Source organism: Streptomyces sp. NPDC026206 (genome assembly GCF_040638465.1).
Classification (GTDB): Bacteria; Actinomycetota; Actinomycetes; order Streptomycetales; family Streptomycetaceae; genus Streptomyces.
Genome location: NZ_JBEZYL010000001.1, coordinates 518,269 through 538,408, shown reverse-complemented (window position 1 = coordinate 538,408; position 20,140 = coordinate 518,269). Strand labels below are relative to the sequence as shown.

Annotated in this window: 20 protein-coding genes; 6 read left to right on the top strand and 14 right to left on the bottom strand. The window is 70.7% G+C overall.

The features are described 5' to 3' along the window. Positions 1 to 31 precede the first annotated feature (31 nt). On the bottom strand, positions 32 to 2,914 hold the full coding sequence (locus tag AB0F13_RS02510) for a UPF0182 family protein (RefSeq protein ID WP_362074483.1): 2,883 nt from the start codon (positions 2,912 to 2,914) through the stop codon (positions 32 to 34). A 143-nt stretch (positions 2,915 to 3,057) separates the two neighbouring features. On the opposite strand from AB0F13_RS02510, the gene AB0F13_RS02505 reads away from it, so the two are divergent. After that, on the top strand, positions 3,058 to 3,642 hold the full coding sequence (locus tag AB0F13_RS02505; RefSeq protein ID WP_362073840.1) for a PPA1309 family protein: 585 nt from the start codon (positions 3,058 to 3,060) through the stop codon (positions 3,640 to 3,642). A 24-nt stretch (positions 3,643 to 3,666) separates the two neighbouring features. Here the strand turns inward: AB0F13_RS02505 and AB0F13_RS02500 are convergent, their stop codons facing one another. The 4 genes from AB0F13_RS02500 to AB0F13_RS02485 form a co-directional block, all read right to left on the bottom strand. Then, positions 3,667 to 4,755: a PDZ domain-containing protein gene (locus AB0F13_RS02500; RefSeq protein WP_362073837.1), complete on the bottom strand. Its 1,089-nt coding sequence runs from the start codon at positions 4,753 to 4,755 to the stop codon at positions 3,667 to 3,669. Positions 4,756 to 4,841: 86 nt separating this feature from the next. After that, a complete protein-coding gene (locus AB0F13_RS02495; RefSeq protein WP_190111469.1) occupies positions 4,842 to 5,003 on the bottom strand; it encodes a hypothetical protein in 162 nt (53 codons plus the stop codon). A gap of 302 nt (positions 5,004 to 5,305) precedes the next feature. After that, on the bottom strand, positions 5,306 to 5,773 hold the full coding sequence (locus AB0F13_RS02490; protein WP_362074480.1) for a molybdenum cofactor biosynthesis protein MoaE: 468 nt from the start codon (positions 5,771 to 5,773) through the stop codon (positions 5,306 to 5,308). Between the two features lie 89 nt (positions 5,774 to 5,862). Further along, positions 5,863 to 6,987, bottom strand: coding sequence for an NAD-dependent epimerase/dehydratase family protein (locus tag AB0F13_RS02485; protein ID WP_362073834.1), 1,125 nt, complete (start codon positions 6,985 to 6,987; stop codon positions 5,863 to 5,865). A 205-nt stretch (positions 6,988 to 7,192) separates the two neighbouring features. Here AB0F13_RS02485 and AB0F13_RS02480 point away from each other — a divergent pair, with 205 nt between their 5' ends. After that, positions 7,193 to 8,608 (top strand): zinc-dependent metalloprotease, encoded by a 1,416-nt coding sequence (locus AB0F13_RS02480; protein ID WP_362073831.1) that lies wholly within the window; start codon positions 7,193 to 7,195, stop codon positions 8,606 to 8,608. Continuing rightward, entirely contained in the window at positions 8,605 to 9,126 is a 522-nt protein-coding gene (locus AB0F13_RS02475) for an NUDIX hydrolase (protein WP_362073828.1), read from the top strand. Before AB0F13_RS02480 ends, AB0F13_RS02475 begins: the two co-directional genes overlap by 4 nt. Positions 9,127 to 9,210: 84 nt before the next feature. Here AB0F13_RS02475 and AB0F13_RS02470 read toward each other — a convergent pair whose 3' ends face one another. The 4 genes from AB0F13_RS02470 to AB0F13_RS02455 all read right to left on the bottom strand — a co-directional run bounded on the left by AB0F13_RS02470 (position 9,211) and on the right by AB0F13_RS02455 (position 13,085). After that, entirely contained in the window at positions 9,211 to 9,969 is a 759-nt protein-coding gene (locus AB0F13_RS02470) for an AIM24 family protein (protein ID WP_362073825.1), read from the bottom strand. Between the two features lie 16 nt (positions 9,970 to 9,985). Then, entirely contained in the window at positions 9,986 to 10,669 is a 684-nt protein-coding gene (locus AB0F13_RS02465) for an AIM24 family protein (RefSeq protein ID WP_362073822.1), read from the bottom strand. A gap of 11 nt (positions 10,670 to 10,680) precedes the next feature. Beyond that, entirely contained in the window at positions 10,681 to 12,396 is a 1,716-nt protein-coding gene (locus AB0F13_RS02460; protein ID WP_362073819.1) for a TerD family protein, read from the bottom strand. 92 nt (positions 12,397 to 12,488) lie between these two features. Beyond that, positions 12,489 to 13,085, bottom strand: coding sequence for a M48 family metallopeptidase (locus tag AB0F13_RS02455; protein WP_362073816.1), 597 nt, complete (start codon positions 13,083 to 13,085; stop codon positions 12,489 to 12,491). Positions 13,086 to 13,361: 276 nt separating this feature from the next. Here AB0F13_RS02455 and AB0F13_RS02450 point away from each other — a divergent pair, with 276 nt between their 5' ends. Both AB0F13_RS02450 and AB0F13_RS02445 read left to right on the top strand, forming a co-directional pair. Then, positions 13,362 to 14,462, top strand: a complete 1,101-nt coding sequence (locus AB0F13_RS02450; RefSeq protein ID WP_362074476.1) for a ThiF family adenylyltransferase — start codon at positions 13,362 to 13,364, stop codon at positions 14,460 to 14,462. 92 nt (positions 14,463 to 14,554) lie between these two features. Further along, positions 14,555 to 15,919: an AarF/ABC1/UbiB kinase family protein gene (locus AB0F13_RS02445; protein WP_362073813.1), complete on the top strand. Its 1,365-nt coding sequence runs from the start codon at positions 14,555 to 14,557 to the stop codon at positions 15,917 to 15,919. A gap of 34 nt (positions 15,920 to 15,953) precedes the next feature. Here AB0F13_RS02445 and AB0F13_RS02440 read toward each other — a convergent pair whose 3' ends face one another. From AB0F13_RS02440 to AB0F13_RS02420, 5 genes are all read right to left on the bottom strand, one after another. Next, positions 15,954 to 16,148 carry a hypothetical protein gene (locus AB0F13_RS02440; RefSeq protein ID WP_362073811.1) on the bottom strand — a complete coding sequence of 65 codons (195 nt, stop codon included), beginning with the start codon at positions 16,146 to 16,148 and terminating at the stop codon, positions 15,954 to 15,956. 115 nt (positions 16,149 to 16,263) lie between these two features. Further along, positions 16,264 to 16,590 (bottom strand): hypothetical protein, encoded by a 327-nt coding sequence (locus AB0F13_RS02435; protein ID WP_362073808.1) that lies wholly within the window; start codon positions 16,588 to 16,590, stop codon positions 16,264 to 16,266. Further along, on the bottom strand, positions 16,587 to 16,949 hold the full coding sequence (locus tag AB0F13_RS02430; protein WP_362073805.1) for a WhiB family transcriptional regulator: 363 nt from the start codon (positions 16,947 to 16,949) through the stop codon (positions 16,587 to 16,589). The genes AB0F13_RS02435 and AB0F13_RS02430 overlap by 4 nt, the downstream gene beginning before the upstream one ends. A 132-nt stretch (positions 16,950 to 17,081) precedes the next feature. Next, positions 17,082 to 17,378, bottom strand: a complete 297-nt coding sequence (locus tag AB0F13_RS02425) for a hypothetical protein (RefSeq protein ID WP_362073802.1) — start codon at positions 17,376 to 17,378, stop codon at positions 17,082 to 17,084. A 153-nt stretch (positions 17,379 to 17,531) separates the two neighbouring features. Beyond that, positions 17,532 to 19,736, bottom strand: coding sequence for an ATP-dependent DNA helicase UvrD2 (locus tag AB0F13_RS02420; RefSeq protein WP_362073799.1), 2,205 nt, complete (start codon positions 19,734 to 19,736; stop codon positions 17,532 to 17,534). 158 nt (positions 19,737 to 19,894) lie between these two features. On the opposite strand from AB0F13_RS02420, the gene AB0F13_RS02415 reads away from it, so the two are divergent. Then, complete coding sequence (locus AB0F13_RS02415) at positions 19,895 to 20,137, top strand: mycoredoxin (protein WP_362073796.1); 243 nt, start codon at positions 19,895 to 19,897, stop codon at positions 20,135 to 20,137. The last annotated feature ends 3 nt before the right edge of the window (positions 20,138 to 20,140 follow it).

Sequence of the window (20,140 nt, the reverse complement as noted above, 5' to 3'; positions counted from 1 at the left end):
CAACCGTACCACGGCGCGGGGTGGGCACTGACTAGCTGCCCGGCTTGGGGCTGTTGCCCGCGGCCTTGGCCTCGGCCTTGGCCGCCCGGTCGAGCGCGTCCTTCAGGTCCTGCTGCGCCTTGCCGTAGGCCGTCCAGTCCTTGTTGTCGAGCGCCTTCTGGCCCGCGTCGAACGCGTCCTGGGCGTCCTTGAGGGCCTGCTTGACCGTCGCGTCCTGCACGGGCGGCTTCGTGGTCCCCTCGGCCGGCGGCTTGGTACCCGGCTCCGGGCTCTTCACTCCGAAGACCACGTCGAGCGCCTGGGTGAGGTTGTCCTCGAAGGCTGTCTTGTCCCCGTAGGTGACCAGAACCTTCTTCAGCAGCGGGTAGTTGGTGCCCGCCCCACGGACATAGACGGGTTCGACGTAGAGCAGCCCGTTGTCGAGCGGCACAGTCAGCAGATTGCCGTATTCGATCTCGGAGTCGCCGCGCTTCAGGATATTGATCTTATTGGCGATTTCCGGATCGCCGTTGAACTTGCTCTGCACCTGCTGGGGTCCCGAAGTCGGGCTCTCGGCAGGCAGTTTCAGAACTCTGATCTTCCCGTAGTCGGGGCTCTTCGCATCGGCGTCCACGGCCATGAAGGCACCGAGATTCTCCCGGCTCTTCGGCGTGAACGTCGTCGTCAGCGAGAAGGACTGCGCCTTCTGGTCCGGCATTCGCATGCTCAGGTAATACGGCGGGACCGCGTTCCCCGACTTGTTGGTCGGGTCGTCCGGCACCTGCCAGCGCTCGCTGCCGGTGTAGAACGTACCCGGATTGGTGACGTGGTACCGGGTGAGGAGTTCACGCTGGACCTTGAAGAGGTCCTGCGGGTACCGGAGATGATCCATCAGACCGGCGCCGATCGCGCTCTTCGGCTTCACCGTCCCGGGGAAGGCCTTCATCCACGTCTTGAGCACCGGGTCCTTGGTGTCCCACTGATACAGCTTGACCGTGCCGTCATACGCGTCGACGGTCGCCTTGACCGAATTGCGGATGTAGTTGACCTGGTTCTGCTGCGCCACCACGGCACGCTGGCCGGTCGTCAGCGAGTCGGCGGTGGTGTCGCCGAGCGTGGTGCGCGAGGCGTAGGGATAGCCGTTGGTCGTGGTGTAGGCGTCCACGATCCACTGGATGCGGCCGTCGACCACGGCCGGGTAGGCGTCGCCGTCGATGGTCAGCCAGGGGGCGACCGCCTCGACGCGCTCCTTCGGCGTGCGCGTGTACAGGATCCGCGAGCCCTCGCCGATGGCGCCCGAATAGAGGATCTGGGGCTCCCCCAGGGCCACCGCGTAGGCGGCGCGGTTGACGGGGTTGGAGAGGTCGACGCCGCTCTTGCCCTTGTAGCTGTAGCTCTTCTCGCCCTGGTCGCCGGAGTAGTCCAGCTCCTTCTGCGGGCCGCCCACGATGGAGTACTGCGTGGTCTTCTCGCCGTAGTACACGCGCTGCTCGTACCCGCCGAGCTTGCCGTCGGTCGGCAGATTCTTCTCGGTGAAGTCCGGGGACCCGCCGTCGCCGGTCGTGGTGCCCTTCGCGGTGATGGCGCCGTAGCCGTGGGTGTACTTGAAGTGGTCGTTGATCCAGTTGCGCTCGGGAATGCCGTTGATGTTGAGCTCGCGCAGACCGATGACCGTGTCCTGCTCCTTGCCGTCGACCTTGTAGCGGTCGACGTCCAGGGTGGAGGGGAACTGGTAGTACCCACGCACCTGCTGGAGCTGCTGGAAGGTGGGCGAGACGATGTTCGGGTCGAGGAGGCGCAGGCTGGCCGTGGAATTCGCTTCGGCCCGCAGCTTGTCCTTGTCCTTGCCCTTGAGCTCGCTGGTGCCCTGGTAGTCCTTCACCTGGGCGCCTTCGATGCCGTACGCCTCACGCGTGGCGGTGATGTTCTTCTTGATGTACGGCGCTTCCTTGGCCTGCTCGTTCGGCTGGACCTGGAACTTCTGCACGATCGCCGGGTAGAGCCCGCCGATCAGCACCGCCGACAGCACCATCAGCCCGAAGCCGATCACCGGAAGCTGCCAGGTGCGCCGCCACAGCGTCGCGAAGAACAGCACGGCACAGATCAGGGCGATGATGAAGAGGATCGTCTTGGCCGGCAGATAGGCATTGGCGTCCGCATAACGCAGACCCGTCCAGCCCTCGGTCGACTTCAGCCCGCTGGACTTCACCGCCAGCCCGTAACGATCCAGCCAGTACGCCACGGCCTTGAGCGTCACGAACAGGCCGAGAAGCACCGACAGATGGCCCGTGGCCGCGGCCGTGGCCCGCCCGCCCGGGCTGGTGAGCCGCAGACCGCCGTAGAGGTAGTGCACCAGCGCGGCCGCGATCAGCGACAGGACCGCCGCCGCGAAGCCGAAGCTCAGCAGGAAGCGGTACCAGGGCAGGTCGAAGGTGTAGAAGGAGATGTCCTTGTGGAACTGCGGGTCCGTCTGCCCGAACGGCACGCCGTTGACCCACTGCAGCCACGTACGCCACTGCCCGGCGGCGGAGGCGCCCGCGACCAGGCCGACCAGCGCGGTGACCGCCAGCAGCACCCACTTCTTGTACGGGGCGATGCTCATGCGGTAGCGGTCGAGGCTCTGCTGCTCGACCGACATCGCGCTCAGCGGTGGCCGCAGGCGGTGCGCCAGCCAGATGTTGGTCCCCACCGCCAGGGCCATCAGCAGGCCGAAGACGGCGAAAAGCCCGATCTTGGTGCCGAGGGTGGTGGTGAAGACCGAGGAGTAATGCACCGAGCGGTACCAGAGCCAGTCGGTCCAGAACCCCGCGAACATCACGAAGAGCATGGCCAGCACCGCCAGCACGCCCAGGGTCATCAGCAGGGTCCGGACACGCCGGGACGGGCGGCCGACTCTGATCCGTGGCCCTGTCGGGCCTCCGCCGCGGTCCGGCATCTGGAAAGCCAAGGTGCGCACCTCGAAGTTCGCTGTCGATGGAGCTGTCGATCAGGCCCAGGGATAGGAGGACCCACTGTGGCAACTTACCGAGGCTTTACTCGGTTCCCGATTTCGGGCTCTCTCAGGGCACGATATTGACCATGTCCAGCAATACCGGTTCGAACCTTCCCGGCTCGCACGAGCCCAGCACCCCTATGGCCGCCAGTCCGCTGACGCGCGCCGTCCTCGAGATCGACGAGTACGCGTCCGGGCTCGGCTGGGACCAGCCCGCACGGCTGTTCGCCCTCGTCGACACGGCCAAGCTCCGTACCCAGGAGCCCGGCCTGGCCGCTCAGCTCGGCCTCGACGACGCCTCTTCCGCCACCGCCTCCTACACACCCATCGAGCAGGAGGAACTGCCGAAGGGCACCGCCCTCGACAAGTTCCTCGGCACCATCGCCTGGCCGGACGCCGTGGTGGGGTGCGCCCTGACCGTGGAGCGGCTGATGCTCCCGCCGTCCGCCGAGGCCACCGTGCCCCACGGCATGAAAGACAAGCAGCTGGCCGCGTGGGTCGCCAGGCATCCGGACCGCCAGGAGGTCCGGATGACGGTCGCGGTGCTGCGCGACGGCGCGCGCGAGTCGGCCGTACGGCTGCGCGAGAAGGACTCGCCGACCGAGGTCCTCACCGGCGCCGACCTGGTGCCGGGCCTCGCGGAGGCCCTGGCGGCGACGTTCGCGGACTGACGGCGCCGAAGAAGGGCGGGACGGCTAGCCTGCCGCGCACTGCGGCAGGCCGGCCGTGTCCCCCTTGCGGAGCTTCTCCAGGGACTGCATCGCGTCCTTGATGGTCTCGACCTTGATCAGGGTGAGGCCCGAGGGGCTGTCCTTCGCGGCGGCCGCGCAGTTCTCCTTGGGCGTCAGGAAGTAGCGGGCGCCCTTGGAGCGTGCCCCGACCGTCTTCATCTCGATGCCACCGATGGGCCCGACCTTGCCGGAGTCGTCGATCGTCCCCGTGCCGGCGATGAACTTGCCGCCGGTCAGGTCCTCGGGGGTGAGTTTGTCGACTATGCCCAGGGCGAACATCAGCCCGGCGCTCGGGCCGCCGACGTCGGCCAGCTTGATGTTGATGGCGAACGGGAAGGTGTGATCCGTCCCCGCCTGGATGCCGACGATCGCCCTGCTGTCGTCGGGGGCCTTGTTCGTGACGAGGGTGACCGTGTTCTCCACCTTCGGCTGCCGCTTCTCCTTCTCCGCGGCGGCCGCCTCCTTGGCGGGAACGACCAGGAACGTCACCTTCTCGCCCGGCTTGTGCCGGGTGACCTGCTTGGCCACCTCGCCGGGCTGCTTGATCTCCGTACCGTCCACGGCCTTGATCACATCGCCGGCGTGCAGCGCCCCCTCGGCGGGGCTGCCCTTGACGACGGAGGAGACGACGACACGGGTGCCGACCTGGATGCCCAGCTGCTTCAGGGCGGCCACCTTGGCGCTCTCCTGGGACTGGCTGAACTCCTCCGCCGTCTCCTGGTTGAGCTCGTCCGGGGACTTGTCGTCCGGGTAGAGCGTGCTGTGCGGAACGACCAGGTTGTCGTGCGCGAACCAGCCGTAGACCGCCTCGACCAGATTCATCCGGTACTGCGATCCGGTCACCCGGACCGTCGTCATATTGAGGTGTCCGGTGGTGGGATACGTCTTGTGCCCGGAGATCTGCAGCACCGGCTCGCCGCCGTGCTCACCCAGGGTGTTGACCGTGGGGCCCGGGGACATCTCCGCATACGGCACGGGGATCAGCACGCCTGCGCACAGGAGCGCGATCAGCATCAGGAGGGAGGCGAGCATCGTCGCTGTGCGGCGGGGCATGGAACGACAGTACGGGACGGGTCCGACAGTCCACTTCCGGGGCGGTCCGTACGGGGCAGATGCCGGGCGCCCCGCTCAGTCACCGGTCAGGAACCGGACTCGGTCCGCTCCATCGCCCGGCGGAACTTCTCATAACCGGCCAGCTCCGCAACGTCACCACTCTTGCGGTTCCGTGCCGCCCAGCTCCCCCACAGGGCTGCGGCGACAGCCGCGCCCACGGGAATCAGCAACCAAGCAAGCGCCGCCATGCCGGCCTCCGACCCCATACGCGATCACAACTGAACTGATGAGCAGATTAGTCGTCTTCGGTCTCAACGCTTACGCCAGGGGGCCGGTTACGCAACCAGGGACGGTCCGTAAGTGGACGACTTTGACGCTCCGCGACGATGCCGGACCGCCGGGACGCCGCCGGTCGGTGCCCCCGGTGCGCCGCCCCTTCCCCAGCTACCGCCGGGAGGTACCCCCAGATATTCCTGCCCGACGGCGCTACGCGCCGACCCTCCCCCAGCTACCGCTGGGAGGCACCCCCAGTTTTTCCCGCTCGACGGCGCTACGCGCCGACCCATTCCTCTGCCCCATCGGCGAACCGCTGGTGCTTCCATATGGGCACCTCGCGCTTGAGGTCGTCGATGAGTCTCCGGCAGGCCTCGAACGCCTCCGCCCGGTGCGGGCAGGAGACGGCCACCACCACGGCCACGTCCCCGACGGCCAGCTGACCCACGCGGTGCACCGCGGCCATGGCCCGTACGGGGAAGTCCGCCGCGATCTTCTCCGCGACCCGGCGCAGCTCGGCCTCCGCCGTCGGATGCGCGGAGTACCCGAGCTCCGAGACGTCCGTGCCGCCGTCGTGGTCACGCACCGTGCCCACGAAGAGCGCGGTGCCGCCGGCGGCGTCGTCGCCGACCGCCGTGAAGACCTCGTCCAGGGACAGCGGGATGTCCCTGATCGCGAGAAGCCGGATGGGGTCCGCGGCCGCGAGTTCGCCGGGGTGATCGTGGTTGCGCGCCATACGGACCATGGTGCCGTACCGGCGGCCCACGGGGAACGGTGGTTCGACCATCGACGGGCGTACCGCCGTACGGGGCCCCTGCAGGCCCGTCAGGGCTCCTACAGCCTGCGCCGGGCCTTGCGGGCCCGGCGCACCAGCGCGGCGGTGCCCAGCAGCGCCACGGTCGCGCCGGCGGCGCCGGCGGCGGTGGCGTCCTTGCGGCCCAGGCGGCGGCCCGCGACCGTGTGCCGGCCCGCGACCTCCTCCAGGAGCTCCGCGAGGACCTCCTCGTTGGTCCAGCGGGGCCGCCAGCCCGCGTCGTGCAGCCGGTGACCGCTGACCACCCAGGGGTGCATCGTGTATTCCAGGTCGCCGGCCGGCGACGGGGTCAGCCCCAGGCGGTGCAGGCGGGAGGCCGCGCCGAGGGCGACGGCCGAGGGCAGCTCCATGCGCCGGATCCCCGTGAGCTCCTCGACCTCCTCCTGCTCGAGCCAGCCGTCGCAGCCGACGGCGAGCTCGCCCTCCGCCTTCTCCAGGGCCGCGAACTCCAGCGCGCTCACCAGGTCCTCCACATGGCAGAACTGCCAGGTGGGGCGGGATCCGGCGACCACCAGGAGCCGGGGAGACTCGAAGTAACGGGTCAGGGCGGTGTCGGTGCCGCCGACCAGGACGGCGGGCCGCAGCACCGTGACATTCAGGCCGGGGTGCGCCCGGGGCGCACGCCTGGCCAGCCGCTCTATCTCCAGCAGGTCGCCCACGCCCGTCGCCTCCGCGGTCGCCCGCAGCTCGGCGTCCTCGGCGAGGGGGACGTCGTTGTCGGGGCGTGCCCCGTAGACCATGGCGGAGGTGCAGAGCACCACGCGGTGCACTCCGGCGGCCGCCGCGGCCGTCAGCGCGGTCTGTGTACCGCGCACGTTGTAGGCGGTGCGGGCGGCGGCGTCGGTCTCCAGGTCGAGGTCGAGTGCGAGGTGGACGAGGACGTCGACACCGCGCAGCTTCTCGGCGATCACGGGATCCCGGACGTCCAGCACATGCCACTGCGCCTCGCTCACGTCACCGCGGCGCTCGTCGATCGCCACGACGTGCTTGATCTCATCGGACGCGGCGAGCCGCCGCGTGAGCAGCGCGCCGACACCGCGGGCGGCACCGGTGACCGCGACGACGGGCCGTCGGCCGTGCGGGGTCGTACTGTCCAGCGCGGAACCGTTTCGCGCTGCGCGAACTTCTCGGTCGGGGGAACTCACCGGGCGTCTCCAGCGGTTGTCTTCAGTACGTATGTGCCATCACCTTTGTCATGACGCGTACGTACCAGGTGACGTCCATCCTGCCGCAGGCCCGGGGCGAGCGGAGCACCAAGCCCGGATAGCGGCGGGGTGTCTACGCTTGGTGGTGTTGTCGGGCATTTCGCCGTCGGTCCACAGCCGGCGGCCCTACGAGCCGAGGAAACCCGTGAGTGACACCCCATTCGGATTCGGTCTTCCGCCGGAGGAGCCGGAGAACGGCGACGACGGCAAGAAGAAGGGCGGTGGCCAGGGCGGCCAGGAACCCGCGAATCCGTTCGGGTTCGGCGGCCCCGCGGGCGGTGGGGACAACCCCTTCGCCGCGATGTTCGGGTCCATGAACCCGGGCGATCTCGGTGCCGCCTTCCAGCAGCTCGGCCAGATGCTCTCCTACGAGGGCGGCCCGGTGAACTGGGACATGGCCAAGGACATCGCACGCCAGACCGTGGCCCAGGGCACGGCCGACGGCAGCAAGGACGCCAGCGTCTCGGCGGGCGAGCGGGCGGCGGTCGAGGACGCCGTGCGCCTGGCCGACCTGTGGCTGGACGGCGTGACCTCGCTGCCCTCGGGCTCGGGCACGGCCGTCGCCTGGAGCCGCGCGGAGTGGGTCGAGGCGACCCTGCCCGTGTGGAAGGACCTGGTGGACCCGGTCGCTGAGCGCGTCGGGGCGGCCATGGGCGGCGTGCTGCCCGAGGAGATGCAGGCCATGGCGGGCCCGCTGCTCGGGATGATGCGCAGCATGGGCGGTGCCATGTTCGGCACGCAGATCGGCCAGGCCGTGGGCGTGCTGGCGGGCGAGGTGGTCGGTTCGACCGATATCGGCCTGCCGCTGGGCCCGGCCGGCAAGGCCGCGCTGCTGCCGGTGAACATCGCGGCGTTCGGTTCCGGCCTCGGCGTCCCGCAGGACGAGGTGCGGCTCTACCTGGCCCTGCGCGAGGCCGCCCATCAGCGGCTCTTCGCCCACGTGCCGTGGCTGCGCTCGCATCTGTTCGGTGCCGTCGAGGGCTACGCCCGCGGCATCAAGGTCGACACCTCCAAGCTGGAGGACGTCGTCGGCCAGCTCGACCCCTCGCACCCGGAGCAGCTGCAGGAGGCTCTCCAGCAGGGCATGTTCCAGCCGGAGGACACCCCGGAGCAGAAGGCCGCCCTGGCCCGCCTGGAGACGGCGCTCGCGCTGGTCGAGGGCTGGGTGGACGCGGTCGTGCACGCGGCGGCCGCACCGCATCTGCCGTCCGCCGGCGCGCTGCGCGAGACGCTGCGCAGGCGGCGTGCCTCCGGCGGCCCGGCGGAGCAGACCTTCGCCACACTGATCGGCCTGGAGCTGCGCCCCCGCCGGCTGCGGGACGCTTCGCGGCTGTGGGCCTCGCTCACGGACGCCCGCGGCATGGAGGGCCGCGACGGCCTCTGGGAGCACCCGGACATGCTGCCGACGGCCGCGGACCTGGACGACCCCGACGGCTTCGTCCACCGTGAGCACCTGGACTTCTCCGAGCTCGACAAGATGCTGGGCGAGGCGGCCAGGGGCTCCGAGGGCAAGAAGACGGAAGAACCCGGCAAGGGCGACGAAGGCGACGACAAGAAGTGAGCCTGCACGAGAACGCGGTCCTCGTCCTGAAGGAGTACGAGGACCAGCCGGAGCTGCGCGGGCTCTATCTGGATCATCTGGCGGCCCACCCGGACGGCATGTGGAAACCCTGCGGGACCGGTCACGTGACGGCCAGCGCGTTGGTGATCGACCCGGCGCGCGGGCAGGTGCTGCTCACTCTGCACCGCAAACTGCGGATGTGGCTGCAGATGGGCGGCCACTGCGAGCCCGGTGACGCGACGCTCGAGCAGGCCGCGCTGCGCGAGGCCACCGAGGAGTCCGGCATCGCAGGGCTGACGCTGCTGCCGGGCGGCCCCGTGCGGCTCGACCGGCATCCGATTCCCGCGCCCTGCAACTGGCACCTGGATGTGCAGTACGCGGCACTGGTGCCGCAGGGGGCGGTGGAGGCCATCAGCGACGAGTCGCTGGAGCTGCGCTGGTTCCCGTATGCGGAGGTGGCCGGCGTCGCGGACGACTCGGTCGTCCAGCTGATGCGGCGGACGCTCGGGCGCCTGTGATGACCTGAGCATGAGGATCTGAGCGGTAAGGGCGGCCACCATGGTGGCCGCCCCTTACCCATGCGCCGCGCTCAGCGCGCGGGCTCAGTTGGACCAGATGTTGCCCTGGTTCTGGCCGTGCGCGCCGTGCTGGCCGAGGCCGTACTGCGCCGCGAGGCCCTGGCCGATCTGGGCGCCCTGCGGCGGCAGCAGTTCGCTGGGCTGCACGAGCACGTACCCCTGGCCCTGGAAGCTGAGCTCCCAGCCCTCGCCCGTGCTGCCGCGCCGACGCCACACGCTCGACGAGGACGTCTGGGCCTGCATGTTGACGCGCAGGGACGACGACCAGGCGACGACGGCGTCCGCGTCGGCGTAGACGTAGTTGTGCCCGGTGGAGTGGAGCATCAGCGGCCGGCCGGAGGTCATCAGCGCGACCTTGCCCTGGCCGGTGATACTGAGGTTGTACGCCCCTGTGCCGGAGATGCCCTGCTGGCTGTCCACCGCGATCGTGTCCCAGTGCAGGGTGGAGTCCAGCGCGAGGACGTACGAACCGTCGACGGTCAGCCCCTGGTGGTCCACGTCGACGACGTGGACGTGCTGGGCGAGGTTGGCGAGGAAGACCGTGCCCTGGCCGGAGCAGCGCATCAGGTCCAGGCCCTCGCCGGTGTGCGCCTGGGCGTACTGCTGGCCCGGTGTGCGGTACTCGCCGTCGAACTCGATGAGGCCCTGGTAGGCGACCATCGAGCCCTTGCGGGCGAGGACGTCGTCGTGGCCGGTGAGCGCGACGCGCAGCATCTGCGGGTTCTGCAGGGCGTAGCGATCCTGCGTCTGGGCCTCGGTGTGGGCGAAAAGCGGGCTCTGCATGTCTGTCGTCGTCCCCTCAACCCCGGGCCCGGAGCCGGTCGGTGCTGTCCTCGCTGGGCTGTACGACCACGAATCCCTGGCCGGAGAAACCCAGTTGGTACGCCTCGCCGCTGCCGCGGCCGATCATCGAGGAAGCCTTGAAGCTGCGCTTCCCCTTCATCCGCAGGTTGGTGGACCAGGCGACGAGGGCGTCGGGGTCCACGTACGTCTCGTCCTCACCGCGCCCGCAGTCGACGACGACGGGCGTGCCGCGCGAGGTCAGCGCGACCCATCCGGTGCCGCTGACGACGACGTTGAACAGGCCCTGCCCGGCGAACTTCGCCATGCCCTTGACGCGTTCGACGCCCCACTGCAGATGCGCGTCGAAGGCCAGCAGGTTGGTGCCGTTGACGGAGACCGACTCCCCGTTGAGGTTGATGCAGACGACGTCCGCGCCGTAGTCGGCGAGGTAGAGGATGCCGTCACCGGTGCACTTCATGAGGGGGGCACCCTCGCCGGTGAGCCACTGCGAGGCCATCTGGCGGACCGCGGGGGCGTTCGCCTCGTACTGGATGAAGCCTTCGTAGGCGACCATCGAGCCGGTACGGGCGAACAGGTCGTGGCCGCTCTGCATGGCGACCTTGAGCATGCTGCTGCCGTGGTTCTCCATGCGGGCGGCGGGCGGGGTCGGGGCGTGGCCCGAGATCAGCGACTGGTCCATGACGGGCTCCCTCAGACCTCGTAGGGCTGGACGACGATGAAGTTTCCGGGCGCACCGCGGAATTGGAGATTCACGGTCTCTCCGCTCTGGCCCGGGTAGGGGTTGCGGCGCAGCCGCACCTGGCTGGAGACGATCACCTGGGCGGCGGCCGACCAGGCGACGATGGCGTTGCTGTCGGCATAGGTGGTCGGAGTGACCGGCAGCACCACCGGGGTGCCGTGCGTCTTGACGACGACAGTGCCGGTGCCCTGGAACTGCATGGTGAACAGCGCCCCGCCGGGGATGCCGTGGCCCTCGATCCGGCGGACCTCGTGGTGCAGCGACTCGTCGAAGGCGAGCACGGCGTCGGCGGAGACGCAGATCGCGTCGTTCTCCAGCTGGATGGGGTGGACGTGCGCGGAGTTCTCGGCGAGGAAGACCTGTCCCCGGCCGGTGCAGCGCATCAGCTGCATCTCCTGGCCGGTGGCGTTGCCGACGATGCGGCCCATGAAGCCGGCGCCCTTGTAGCTGAAGTCGACCTTGCCCTGGTAGAGGACCATGCTGCCCTGCCGGGCGAGCACGGGCTGCGGATCGGCGCCCAGGTCGACGCGGATGAGGCTGTGGTTCTGCAGCGTCCAGCGCTGTCCGTTGGGTGCCTCGCGGTACTTCTCGAAGGCCACCTGGACGCCGGGGGCCACCGGTGCGCCGGTGTGCGGTGCCGCGCCCGGGGCGGGAGTGCCGTAGGGCGCCGGCTGGCCCGGGTATGGCTGGGCGGGCACCGCGGACCGGCCGTAGGACTGCTGGGTGGGGAACGCCTGGGTGGACGCGGCCGGCTGGGCGTACGCGCCGGGCCGGCCCGGCGCTCCGGGCGGGCCCGGCGGCGGGACCACGCCGCCGGGCGGTGTCTGACCGCCCGAGAAGTAGCCGGGCGGGGCCAGGGGGGCGGCGAGGGTGGGAGCCGCGTGCACCTGCGGAGCCGCGGGTGCCACCGGGGGCGGGGTGCTGCCGGGCGGGGGCGGGAAGCCCTGGGCGGGTGCCGGGGCCTGGACAGGCGCCTGGGCGGGTGCCGGGGCCTGGGCGACGGGTGATGGCACAGGGGCTGCCGGAGCCGGCTGCGCGGCGGCGGGCGGTGCGAACGCCACGGGCGCGCCCGCCTGTGCCGGGGGCGCGAAGGCGGGGGCGGGAGCGGAGTCCGTCGGGGCGGGCGCGGGCTCCTCCTCTGCCAGCACCTCACCGCCGAAGTTCCTCAGCAGCGCATCCAGGCCGCCGTCGAAGCCCTGCCCGACGGCGGCGAACCGCCAGACGTCCTTGAGGTAGAAGTCGCCGAGCATCACCGCCCGCTCGGTGCTGAACTCTGCGCCGGTGAAGGAGTAGCGCGCTACCTCCACCCCGCCCGCCACGACGCGGAGGTAGCCGGGGCCGGCCTGTGACATCTGGCCCGCGCCGTCCACCGTCGCGGTGAAGGAGAGCTTGTGGATCTGTGCCGGGAGGCGGTCGAGGGTCACCCTGAACGACTCGGTGTCCCCGGCCTGCGGCCCGAGCTGCTGGATGGCTTCCTCGGGCGACTTGGGCTGGTTGAAGAAGATGAAGTACCGGTCGTCGGACAGCCGCTCCGAGACGTCGAGCCCGAAGCAGCTGATGTCGAAAGTCAGGCCGGGGCCGCCGATCTGCACTCCCACGTACAGATCGGTCCCCGCCGTCAGGTCACTGATCTTGGCCTTGTGGCCGCGCTGGAATTCCCTGGACATGCGTGACGACCGTCCCCCATCCGAACCTGTGGTGAATGCGTTGCGCCAGGCTAACGGCTCCTACGGACAGAGGGTGATTCCGGGGAGGGCGCTCACTGGCTCCGGGCGGTGGGGAGATGGGGCAGCCGGTCGGCTGCGACCACGCCCTCAAGGTATCCGCGGGCGCGCTCGGTGCGTGGGTAGGACTCCAGCAGCCGCCAGAACTCCGGCCCGTGCCCGGGCACCAGCAGATGTGCCAGTTCGTGCAGGAGCACATAGTCGACGACGTACTCGGGCATGCCCTGGAGGCGGTGCGAGAGGCGAATGCTGCCCTCGGCGGGGGTGCACGAGCCCCAGCGGGTGTTCTGGTTGGTGACCCAGCGGACCGAGTCGGGCCGCGCCCGGCCGTCCAGATACTGCTCGGAGAGGCGGCGGGCCCGGCCGGCGAGCTCGGCGTCGCCCAGCATCCGCTTGCTCTCCTGCGCCGCGAGCTTGTCGAGCATCACGCCGATCCAGCGCTGCTCCTCGGCGTCCGACATGCGGGCGGGGATGAGCACGATCGTGCGATCGCCCTCGCGATAGGCGGAGACCGTTCTGCGGCGGCGCGCGCTCCGGCGGACCTCGACCGCTCCGGCCTCCGAGGCTCCCTGGAGGGGGCTCGGGGCGCTGCGCGGTGGTCTTGTGGCGCTGTGCAGAGGGTCGACGGGCACGCCCCGACGTTACCCGCTGGCGGTGCGGGAAGTCCCGCCCCTCCGTCGGTTGTCGGGGGAAACACCCGCAGTTCGGAGGGCTTGTATGACAATCACTGCCTGCCTGTGGATAACTTCGCACCGTGACCGGCCGGGGCGGGCATGCTGAGCCCAGACCGAGGGGGAACCATGCAGACGACATCCGTGAGCTCCGTGCATCCCGCGCACTCAGCAGACTCCGCGCATTCCGTACCGGCGGCCGCCCAGGGCTCCGCATCACCGGATTCCGCGCATCCGATGCTCAAGCCCGCGCTGCGGCGTGCCTGGCGGAACCGCGACATGGTGCAGTTCGGGGCCGCCCCCGCGCACGCGGTGGTCGTGGGGCCGGTGGACACGGCGACGGGCTGCTTTCTCGCCCTGCTCGACGGGACGCGCGGCATGCAGCTCCTCCGTGAGGAAGCGCGCGGGATGGGCCTGCCGGAGGGCCGCGCCGACGCACTGGTGGAGCGGCTGGGCGGGGCCGGGCTGCTCGACGATCCGCGGGGCGGCGGTGAGGAGGCCGCCGCGTTACGGAGCAGGGGCGGGGCCCTGGAGCGGTTGCGGCCGGATCTGGCCTCGCTGTCGGTGCTGCACTCCGGGCCCGGGGCGGCGATGCGGCTGATGGCGGCGCGCCGGCTGATGCGGGTCCAGGTGCGGGGCGCGGGGCGGGTGGGTGCGGCCGTGGCGGCCCTGCTGTCGGCCTCGGGGATCGGCCATGTCGATGTGCTCGACGGCGGGCGCGTCGAGCCCTGGGACGTGGCGCCCGCGGGAGTGGGGCCGGAGCGGACCGGGGAGCGGCGGGACGCCGCCGCCCGCCAGGTGGTCCGGCAGGCCGCGCCCGTGCCCCGGTCGCGGACCCGGCAGGGCGGGGCTCCCGGCCAGGACCGTGCGGCCGGGCAGGCCGAGCCGCCACTGGCCCTGGTGGTCTTCGCGCCCCGCGACGGCCTCTGCGCCTACGCGCCGGATCCGTCGGCGGCGGAAGAACTGCTCGCCTGCGGGACACCCCATATGTACGCGGGGGTACTGGAGGCCACGGGCGTGGTGGGGCCGCTGGTGCTGCCGGGCGGATCGGCGTGCGCGGGCTGTGTCGAGCTGGGGCGGGCCGAGCGGGATGCGGCGTGGCCCCGGATGCTCGCCCAGTGGAAGTCCGGCCGCTCGTCAGGGGTACCGTCATGCGACATGGCACTGGCCACGGTCGTGGCGGGGCTGACCGTGGCGCGGGCGCTTGCCTTTCTCGACGGTGGGTCCACGTCGGGAGCGGGGGTCCGGTTGGAGCTGGCACTGCCGGGTCCGGCCTGGTCCCCCCGGCCCGTCGAGCCGCATCCTCGGTGCCCGTGCGGCGCGGCGGGTCCCGGGTGACCGGACACGCCGCTGCCACAGGGGCGTCGCACGGGACAATGACCCGGTAACCGCCGTCCGCGGCGTGGCTGTTCAGCTAGTTGGAGGGGCGCATGTCTGATCTACCCCGCAAGGCGGTCATCCGTACCGCCAAGTTGGCCGCGCTGCCGTTGGGGTTCGCCGGGCGCACCGCGCTCGGGCTGGGAAAACGCATCGGGGGGCGGCCGGCGGAGATGATCGCCGCGGAGCTGCAGCAGCGCACCGCCGAGCAGCTCTTCGCCACGCTCGGGCAGCTCAAGGGGGGTGCCATGAAGCTCGGTCAGGCGCTGTCCGTCTTCGAATCGGCGCTTCCTGAACAGATCGCCGGCCCCTACCGCACCGCGCTGACGAAGCTTCAGGAGGCCGCGCCGCCGATGCCGACGAAGTCGGTGCACGCGGCATTGGTGCAGCGGCTCGGAAAGGACTGGCGGGATCTGTTCCAGGAGTTCGACGACCGGCCGTCGGCGGCGGCTTCGATCGGTCAGGTGCACCGGGCGGTCTGGCACGACGGGCGCGCGGTCGCGGTCAAGCTGCAGTACCCGGGGGCGGGCGAGGCGCTGCTCTCCGATCTGACGCAACTGAGCCGGTTCGCCAAGCTGCTGGGACCCCTGGTGCCCGGCATGGACATCAAGCCGCTGATCGCCGAGCTGCGCGACCGGGTGTCCGAGGAGCTGGACTACGAGCTGGAGGCCCGGGCCCAGAGAGCACACGCCCAGGAGTTCGCCGGCGATGCCGATGTGACGGTGCCGGGCGTGGTCCACCAGAGCGATCAGGTGCTGGTGACGGAGTGGATGGAGGGGGTGCCGCTGTCCGAGGTGATAGCGCACGGCACCCAGGAGCAGCGGGACCGGGCCGGTCAGCTGCTGGCCCGCTTCCTCTTCTGCGGCGCGGCCCGCACGGGGCTGCTCCACGGCGACCCGCACCCGGGCAACTTCCGGCTGCTGACCGCGGACGCCCCGGACGGTCCGCCGGAGAAATGGCGACTGGGGGTGCTGGACTTCGGCACGGTCGACCGGCTGCCGCAGGGGCTCCCCGTCGAGATCGGCACCGCACTGCGGCTGACGCTGGAAGGGCAGGCGGACGCGGTCCACGAGCTGCTGTGCGCCGAGGGCTTCGTCAAGCCGGGGATCGAGCTGGACCCCGGGGCGGTGCTCGACTATCTGATGCCGATCATCGAGCCCGCGCAGGTAGCGGAGTTCACCTTCACCCGGGACTGGATGCGTGGCCAGGCGGCCCGGATCGCCGATCCGCGCTCCCCCGCATACCAACTGGCCCGGCAGCTCAATCTGCCCCCGGCGTATCTGCTGATCCACCGGGTGACGATGAGCACCATCGGAGTGCTGTGCCAGCTGGGTGCCACGGTGCGGCTGCGCGAGGAGATGGAGGCATGGATGCCCGGCTTCGCAGCGGACAGCCGGACTCAGGACACGCCTGCCTGACGGCGGCGGTCTCCCCCGCCGACCGGGGGAACGCTCACCACCAGGACGAGTCGAGCCGCCCCTCGATCGCTCTGATGTTGGCGCGGGCGCAGTCGTCGCAGAAGTAGCGACGGCTGCCGTTCTCGACGGAGCAGGTCCAGGTCGGCGGCGCGCCGTCGGGGGCTGCGGTGCCACAGCGAGCGCAGGTGACGGGCTCGGCGGTCTCGGTGGCCTCAGGGTTCAACTGCACTGGTTCATGCGTCTTCCGGTCCACTCCCCAGACGATATCCCCGCGAGCGGGCCGGGGGCGGGTGGCGCACCCAACGCGACGTGGGGCCGGTCCGAAAGGACCGGCCCCACGGGGTTCACTGCATGACGGCCATGGCCAGAGCGCGACGGGCGCGCAGCGAGGCGCGCTCGGCGCGGCGCTGCATGCGCCGCGCGGCGACCAGCCGTACGGCGCTGCGTTGGGATTCCGCTTCCCGCAGGCGGTCATGCATATGCGCACGAGCCAGGGCTTCTGGAATGAGTTGCATTTCGAGGTTCCTGTTCTGGCGCGAGGCGGTCGCACCGGAGGTGTCACGGGTGGGGGCGCTGGAGCCGAACGGCTCGGGGGACGGGCGCTGCATCGTCGGGTCCTGCTTCTTGGGGTAGTGCGTGGTGGGACGGTCGATGGTGCCGGCGGTGATCATGCGTTGACCGGGTTCTTGCGCGGGCGGCCACGGGGCCGCTTGCGGGCCACGACCACGCCCTGCACGAAGAGCTCGCCGCCCCAGACACCCCACGGCTCGCGGCGGTCGATGGCGCCGGCGAGGCAGGCCGCACGCAGCGGGCAGGTCTGGCAGAGGGACTTGGCGTACTCCACGTCCGCGGGGGACTCGGCGAAGAAGACCTCCGGGTCGTAGCTGCGGCAGGGGACCGGGACGCCGAGGTTCTCAATGGCGTCGTCGAGGTCGGTCAGAGCGGTGAGGGGGGTCAAGGTGTCCTCCGTGGGCACAGGCGGGGGGATCAAGTCGGTCGCTACTGACGGGGTGTGTGCCTTGAGTTGCACGGTGTGTCATTCCTCGTCTGTTGTGCCGGCTGGTGGCCGGGCTGGTTTCCCCAGGCTTGGGGGCAAACAAAAGGGCCGCGGATCCCGGTGTGGGTTCCGCGGCCCTGGAAGGTGCCGACCTGATCGCGCCGATCAGGCTGGATCTCTCCAGGGTTCGAGCCCACGGAAGGCCCACGTCGTCTTGGGAAGGTGGTGCAGTACATTCAGGGATCCGGCGCCATTGATCGTCGCCGCCGCGGGGGCATAGGCCTCGGCCTGTGCCATTGCTGCTGCCTTGACCTCGGACGCCTTGGTCGGTCGCTGTTCCGGACGGACCGAAATCGCGCCGGACAGACCGGTGGCCTGGAAGGAACCGAAGGTGAAGCCGAGCATGGCGGCGGAGCCGACCTGGCGATCGGTCATTTTGTTGCTGGCGATGAAGCTGATCATTGTCTCCGCCTCCCTTCGGCGTTTCGGGGACCGGTCGAAACCGGTCCAGGTCTTCGGTCAAGTACAGCACGGATCCAACGAATCCCGGTAGTACCGCAGACCCGTCGCTTCCCTGCTCGGGAAGGCTATGGGTATGCCGTCCGCGTGCGCAAACTATTTTTCCGGAGATTCTTCGGAGGTGTCCTGGGACACGTCTTCCGAGGTCGGCTCCTCGCCCGCGCACAGGGCCAGGACGTCGGCTCCGAACCTGCCGAGCTTCCGTGCCCCGACTCCTGAGATGCCCGACAGCTCCGATTCGGTTCCCGGAACGGCCTCGGCAATCGCGAGAAGCGTCTTGTCGGTGAAGACGCAGTAGGCGGGCTGGCCGAGCTGCGCCGCCTGCTCGGCGCGCCACTCGCGCAGCCGTTCGTAGAGGGCCTCGTCGAGGTCGGAGGGGCAGTCCTCGCAACGCATCAGCTTGATCTCGCCCGCGTCGGTCAGGGTCCGCCCGCAGACCCTGCAGCGCGCGGGCCCCCGCCGCTTGCGGGCGGCGCCGCGCTCGACGCCGCCCTGGCCGGCCGGGCCGGGAGAGCCGGGCCGGGGGGCGGCGGAGCCGGGCCGCAGACCGTTCAGGAAGCGGGTCGGGCGTCGGGAGGGGCGGCCGCCGGGGGTGCGGGACAGCGCCCAGGACAGGGAGAGGTGGAAGCGGGCGCGGGTGACGCCGACGTACAGCAGCCGGCGCTCCTCCTCCACCTGCTCGTCGGTCTTGGCGTAGGTGATCGGCAGCATGCCCTCGGTGAGACCGACGAGGAAGACGGCGTCCCACTCCAGGCCCTTGGCCGCGTGAAGTGAGGCGAGAGTCACACCCTCCACGGTCGGCGCGTGCTGGGCGCTCGCCCGCTCGTCCAGCTCGGCGACGAGATCGGCGAGGGTGGCGGCCGGTCTGGCCCGTACGAAGTCCTCGGCGAGCCGGACGAGGGCCGCCAGGGACTCCCAACGGTCGCGCACCGCGCCCGAACCCGACGGGGGCTCGGACGTCCAGCCCCGGGTGCTCAGCACCGCCCGGACCTGGGAAGGCACGTCCTCGGCGGCGGCCAGCTGCGGGTCGGAGTGACCCCCCGCCCGGGCGGCCCCCCGCAGCAGCAGCCCGGCCTCGCGCACCTCCGGGCGCTCGAAGAACCGCTCGGCGCCCCGCAGCTGGTAGGGCACCCCGACGTCGGCCAGGGCCTGCTCGTACACCTCGGACTGGGCGTTGATGCGGTAGAGGATCGCGATCTCGCTCGCGGGCACCCCGGAGTCGATGAGGTCCCGCACGCGCCGGGCCGTGCCCTCGGCCTCGGCGGGCTCGTCGGCGTACTCGCCGTAAACCGGCTCGGGGCCCGGCGCGCGCTGGGAGACCAGCTCCAGCCGGTGCTCGGCGGCACGACCGCAGGCCTGCGAGAGCAAGCCGTTCGCGAGGTGCACGACCTGGGGCGTGGAGCGGTAGTCCCGGATGAGCTTGACGACCGTGGCGTGCGGATGACGGGTACGGAAATTGAGCAGGTGGTCGGGGGTGGCGCCGGTGAAGGAGTAGATGGTCTGGCTGGCGTCGCCGACCACGCACAGATTGTCCCGGTCCCCCAGCCACAGCTCCAGCAGCCGCTGCTGCAGGGGGCTGACGTCCTGGTACTCGTCGACGACGAAGTGCTGGTACTGGCGGCGGACCGTCTCCGCGATGTCGTGCCGGTCCTGCAGCACGCCCACCGTCAGCAGCAGGACGTCCTCGAAGTCGATGACGCCGCGGTCGCGCTTGAGCTGCTCGTACAGGCCGTAGATCCGGGCGGTCTCGGCCGGGTCGCGGGGGACCTCGCGGCCGGACTTGGCGGCGGCGGCCGGATAGTCCTCGGGCACGGTCTGGGTGACCTTCGCCCACTCGATCTCGGCCGTCACATCGCGCAGCTCGTTGCGATCGAGCCGCACCCCGCAGCGGGCGGCGCCCTCCGCGACGAGCTGAACCTTGCGCTCCACCAGCCGGGGCAGCTCCCCGCCCACGGCCTTCGGCCAGAAGTACTGGAGCTGGCGCAGGGCGGCCGAGTGGAACGTACGCGCCTGGACGCCGCCCGCGCCGAGCTGGCGCAGCCGGCCGCGCATCTCCCCCGCGGCGCGATTGGTGAAGGTGACGGCGAGCACACTCGCGGGCTGCAGCACGCCGGAGCGGACGCCGTACGCGATGCGGTGGGTGATCGCGCGCGTCTTGCCCGTACCGGCTCCGGCCAGCACGCACACCGGCCCGCTGAGGGCCGTGGCCACCTCACGCTGCTCGGGGTCGAGCCCGTCGAGCACCGCGTCGGCGGAGTCCGGCGCCTGCGGGAAGAGTGGGGAGTGCGTTGCTGCTGTCACCCCGCCATGCTGCCAGGTCCACGGAGGCGACCGGGAATGTTGTCCACAGGTGAGCCGGAATGGTCGTACTAATACGACGGCGGGAATGGCTGCGTACAGGTGCGCGTTAGCCCTCCGGAAACACACCGGTAATTCCGACGAAGAGGAGCGCGAGCCGCATGTCGAGCAGCGTGACGATGTACAGCACCACCTGGTGCGGCTACTGCCGCCGGCTGAAGAGCCAGATGGAGCGTGAGGGCATCGCGTACAACGAGATCAACATCGAGCTCGACGCCGACTCGGCGGCCTTCGTGGAGAAGGCGAACGGCGGAAACCAGACGGTTCCCACCGTTCTCTTCCCGGACGGCTCCACGCTCACGAACCCCTCGCTCGCCCAGGTGAAGGCCAAGATCGGCGTCTGAGCG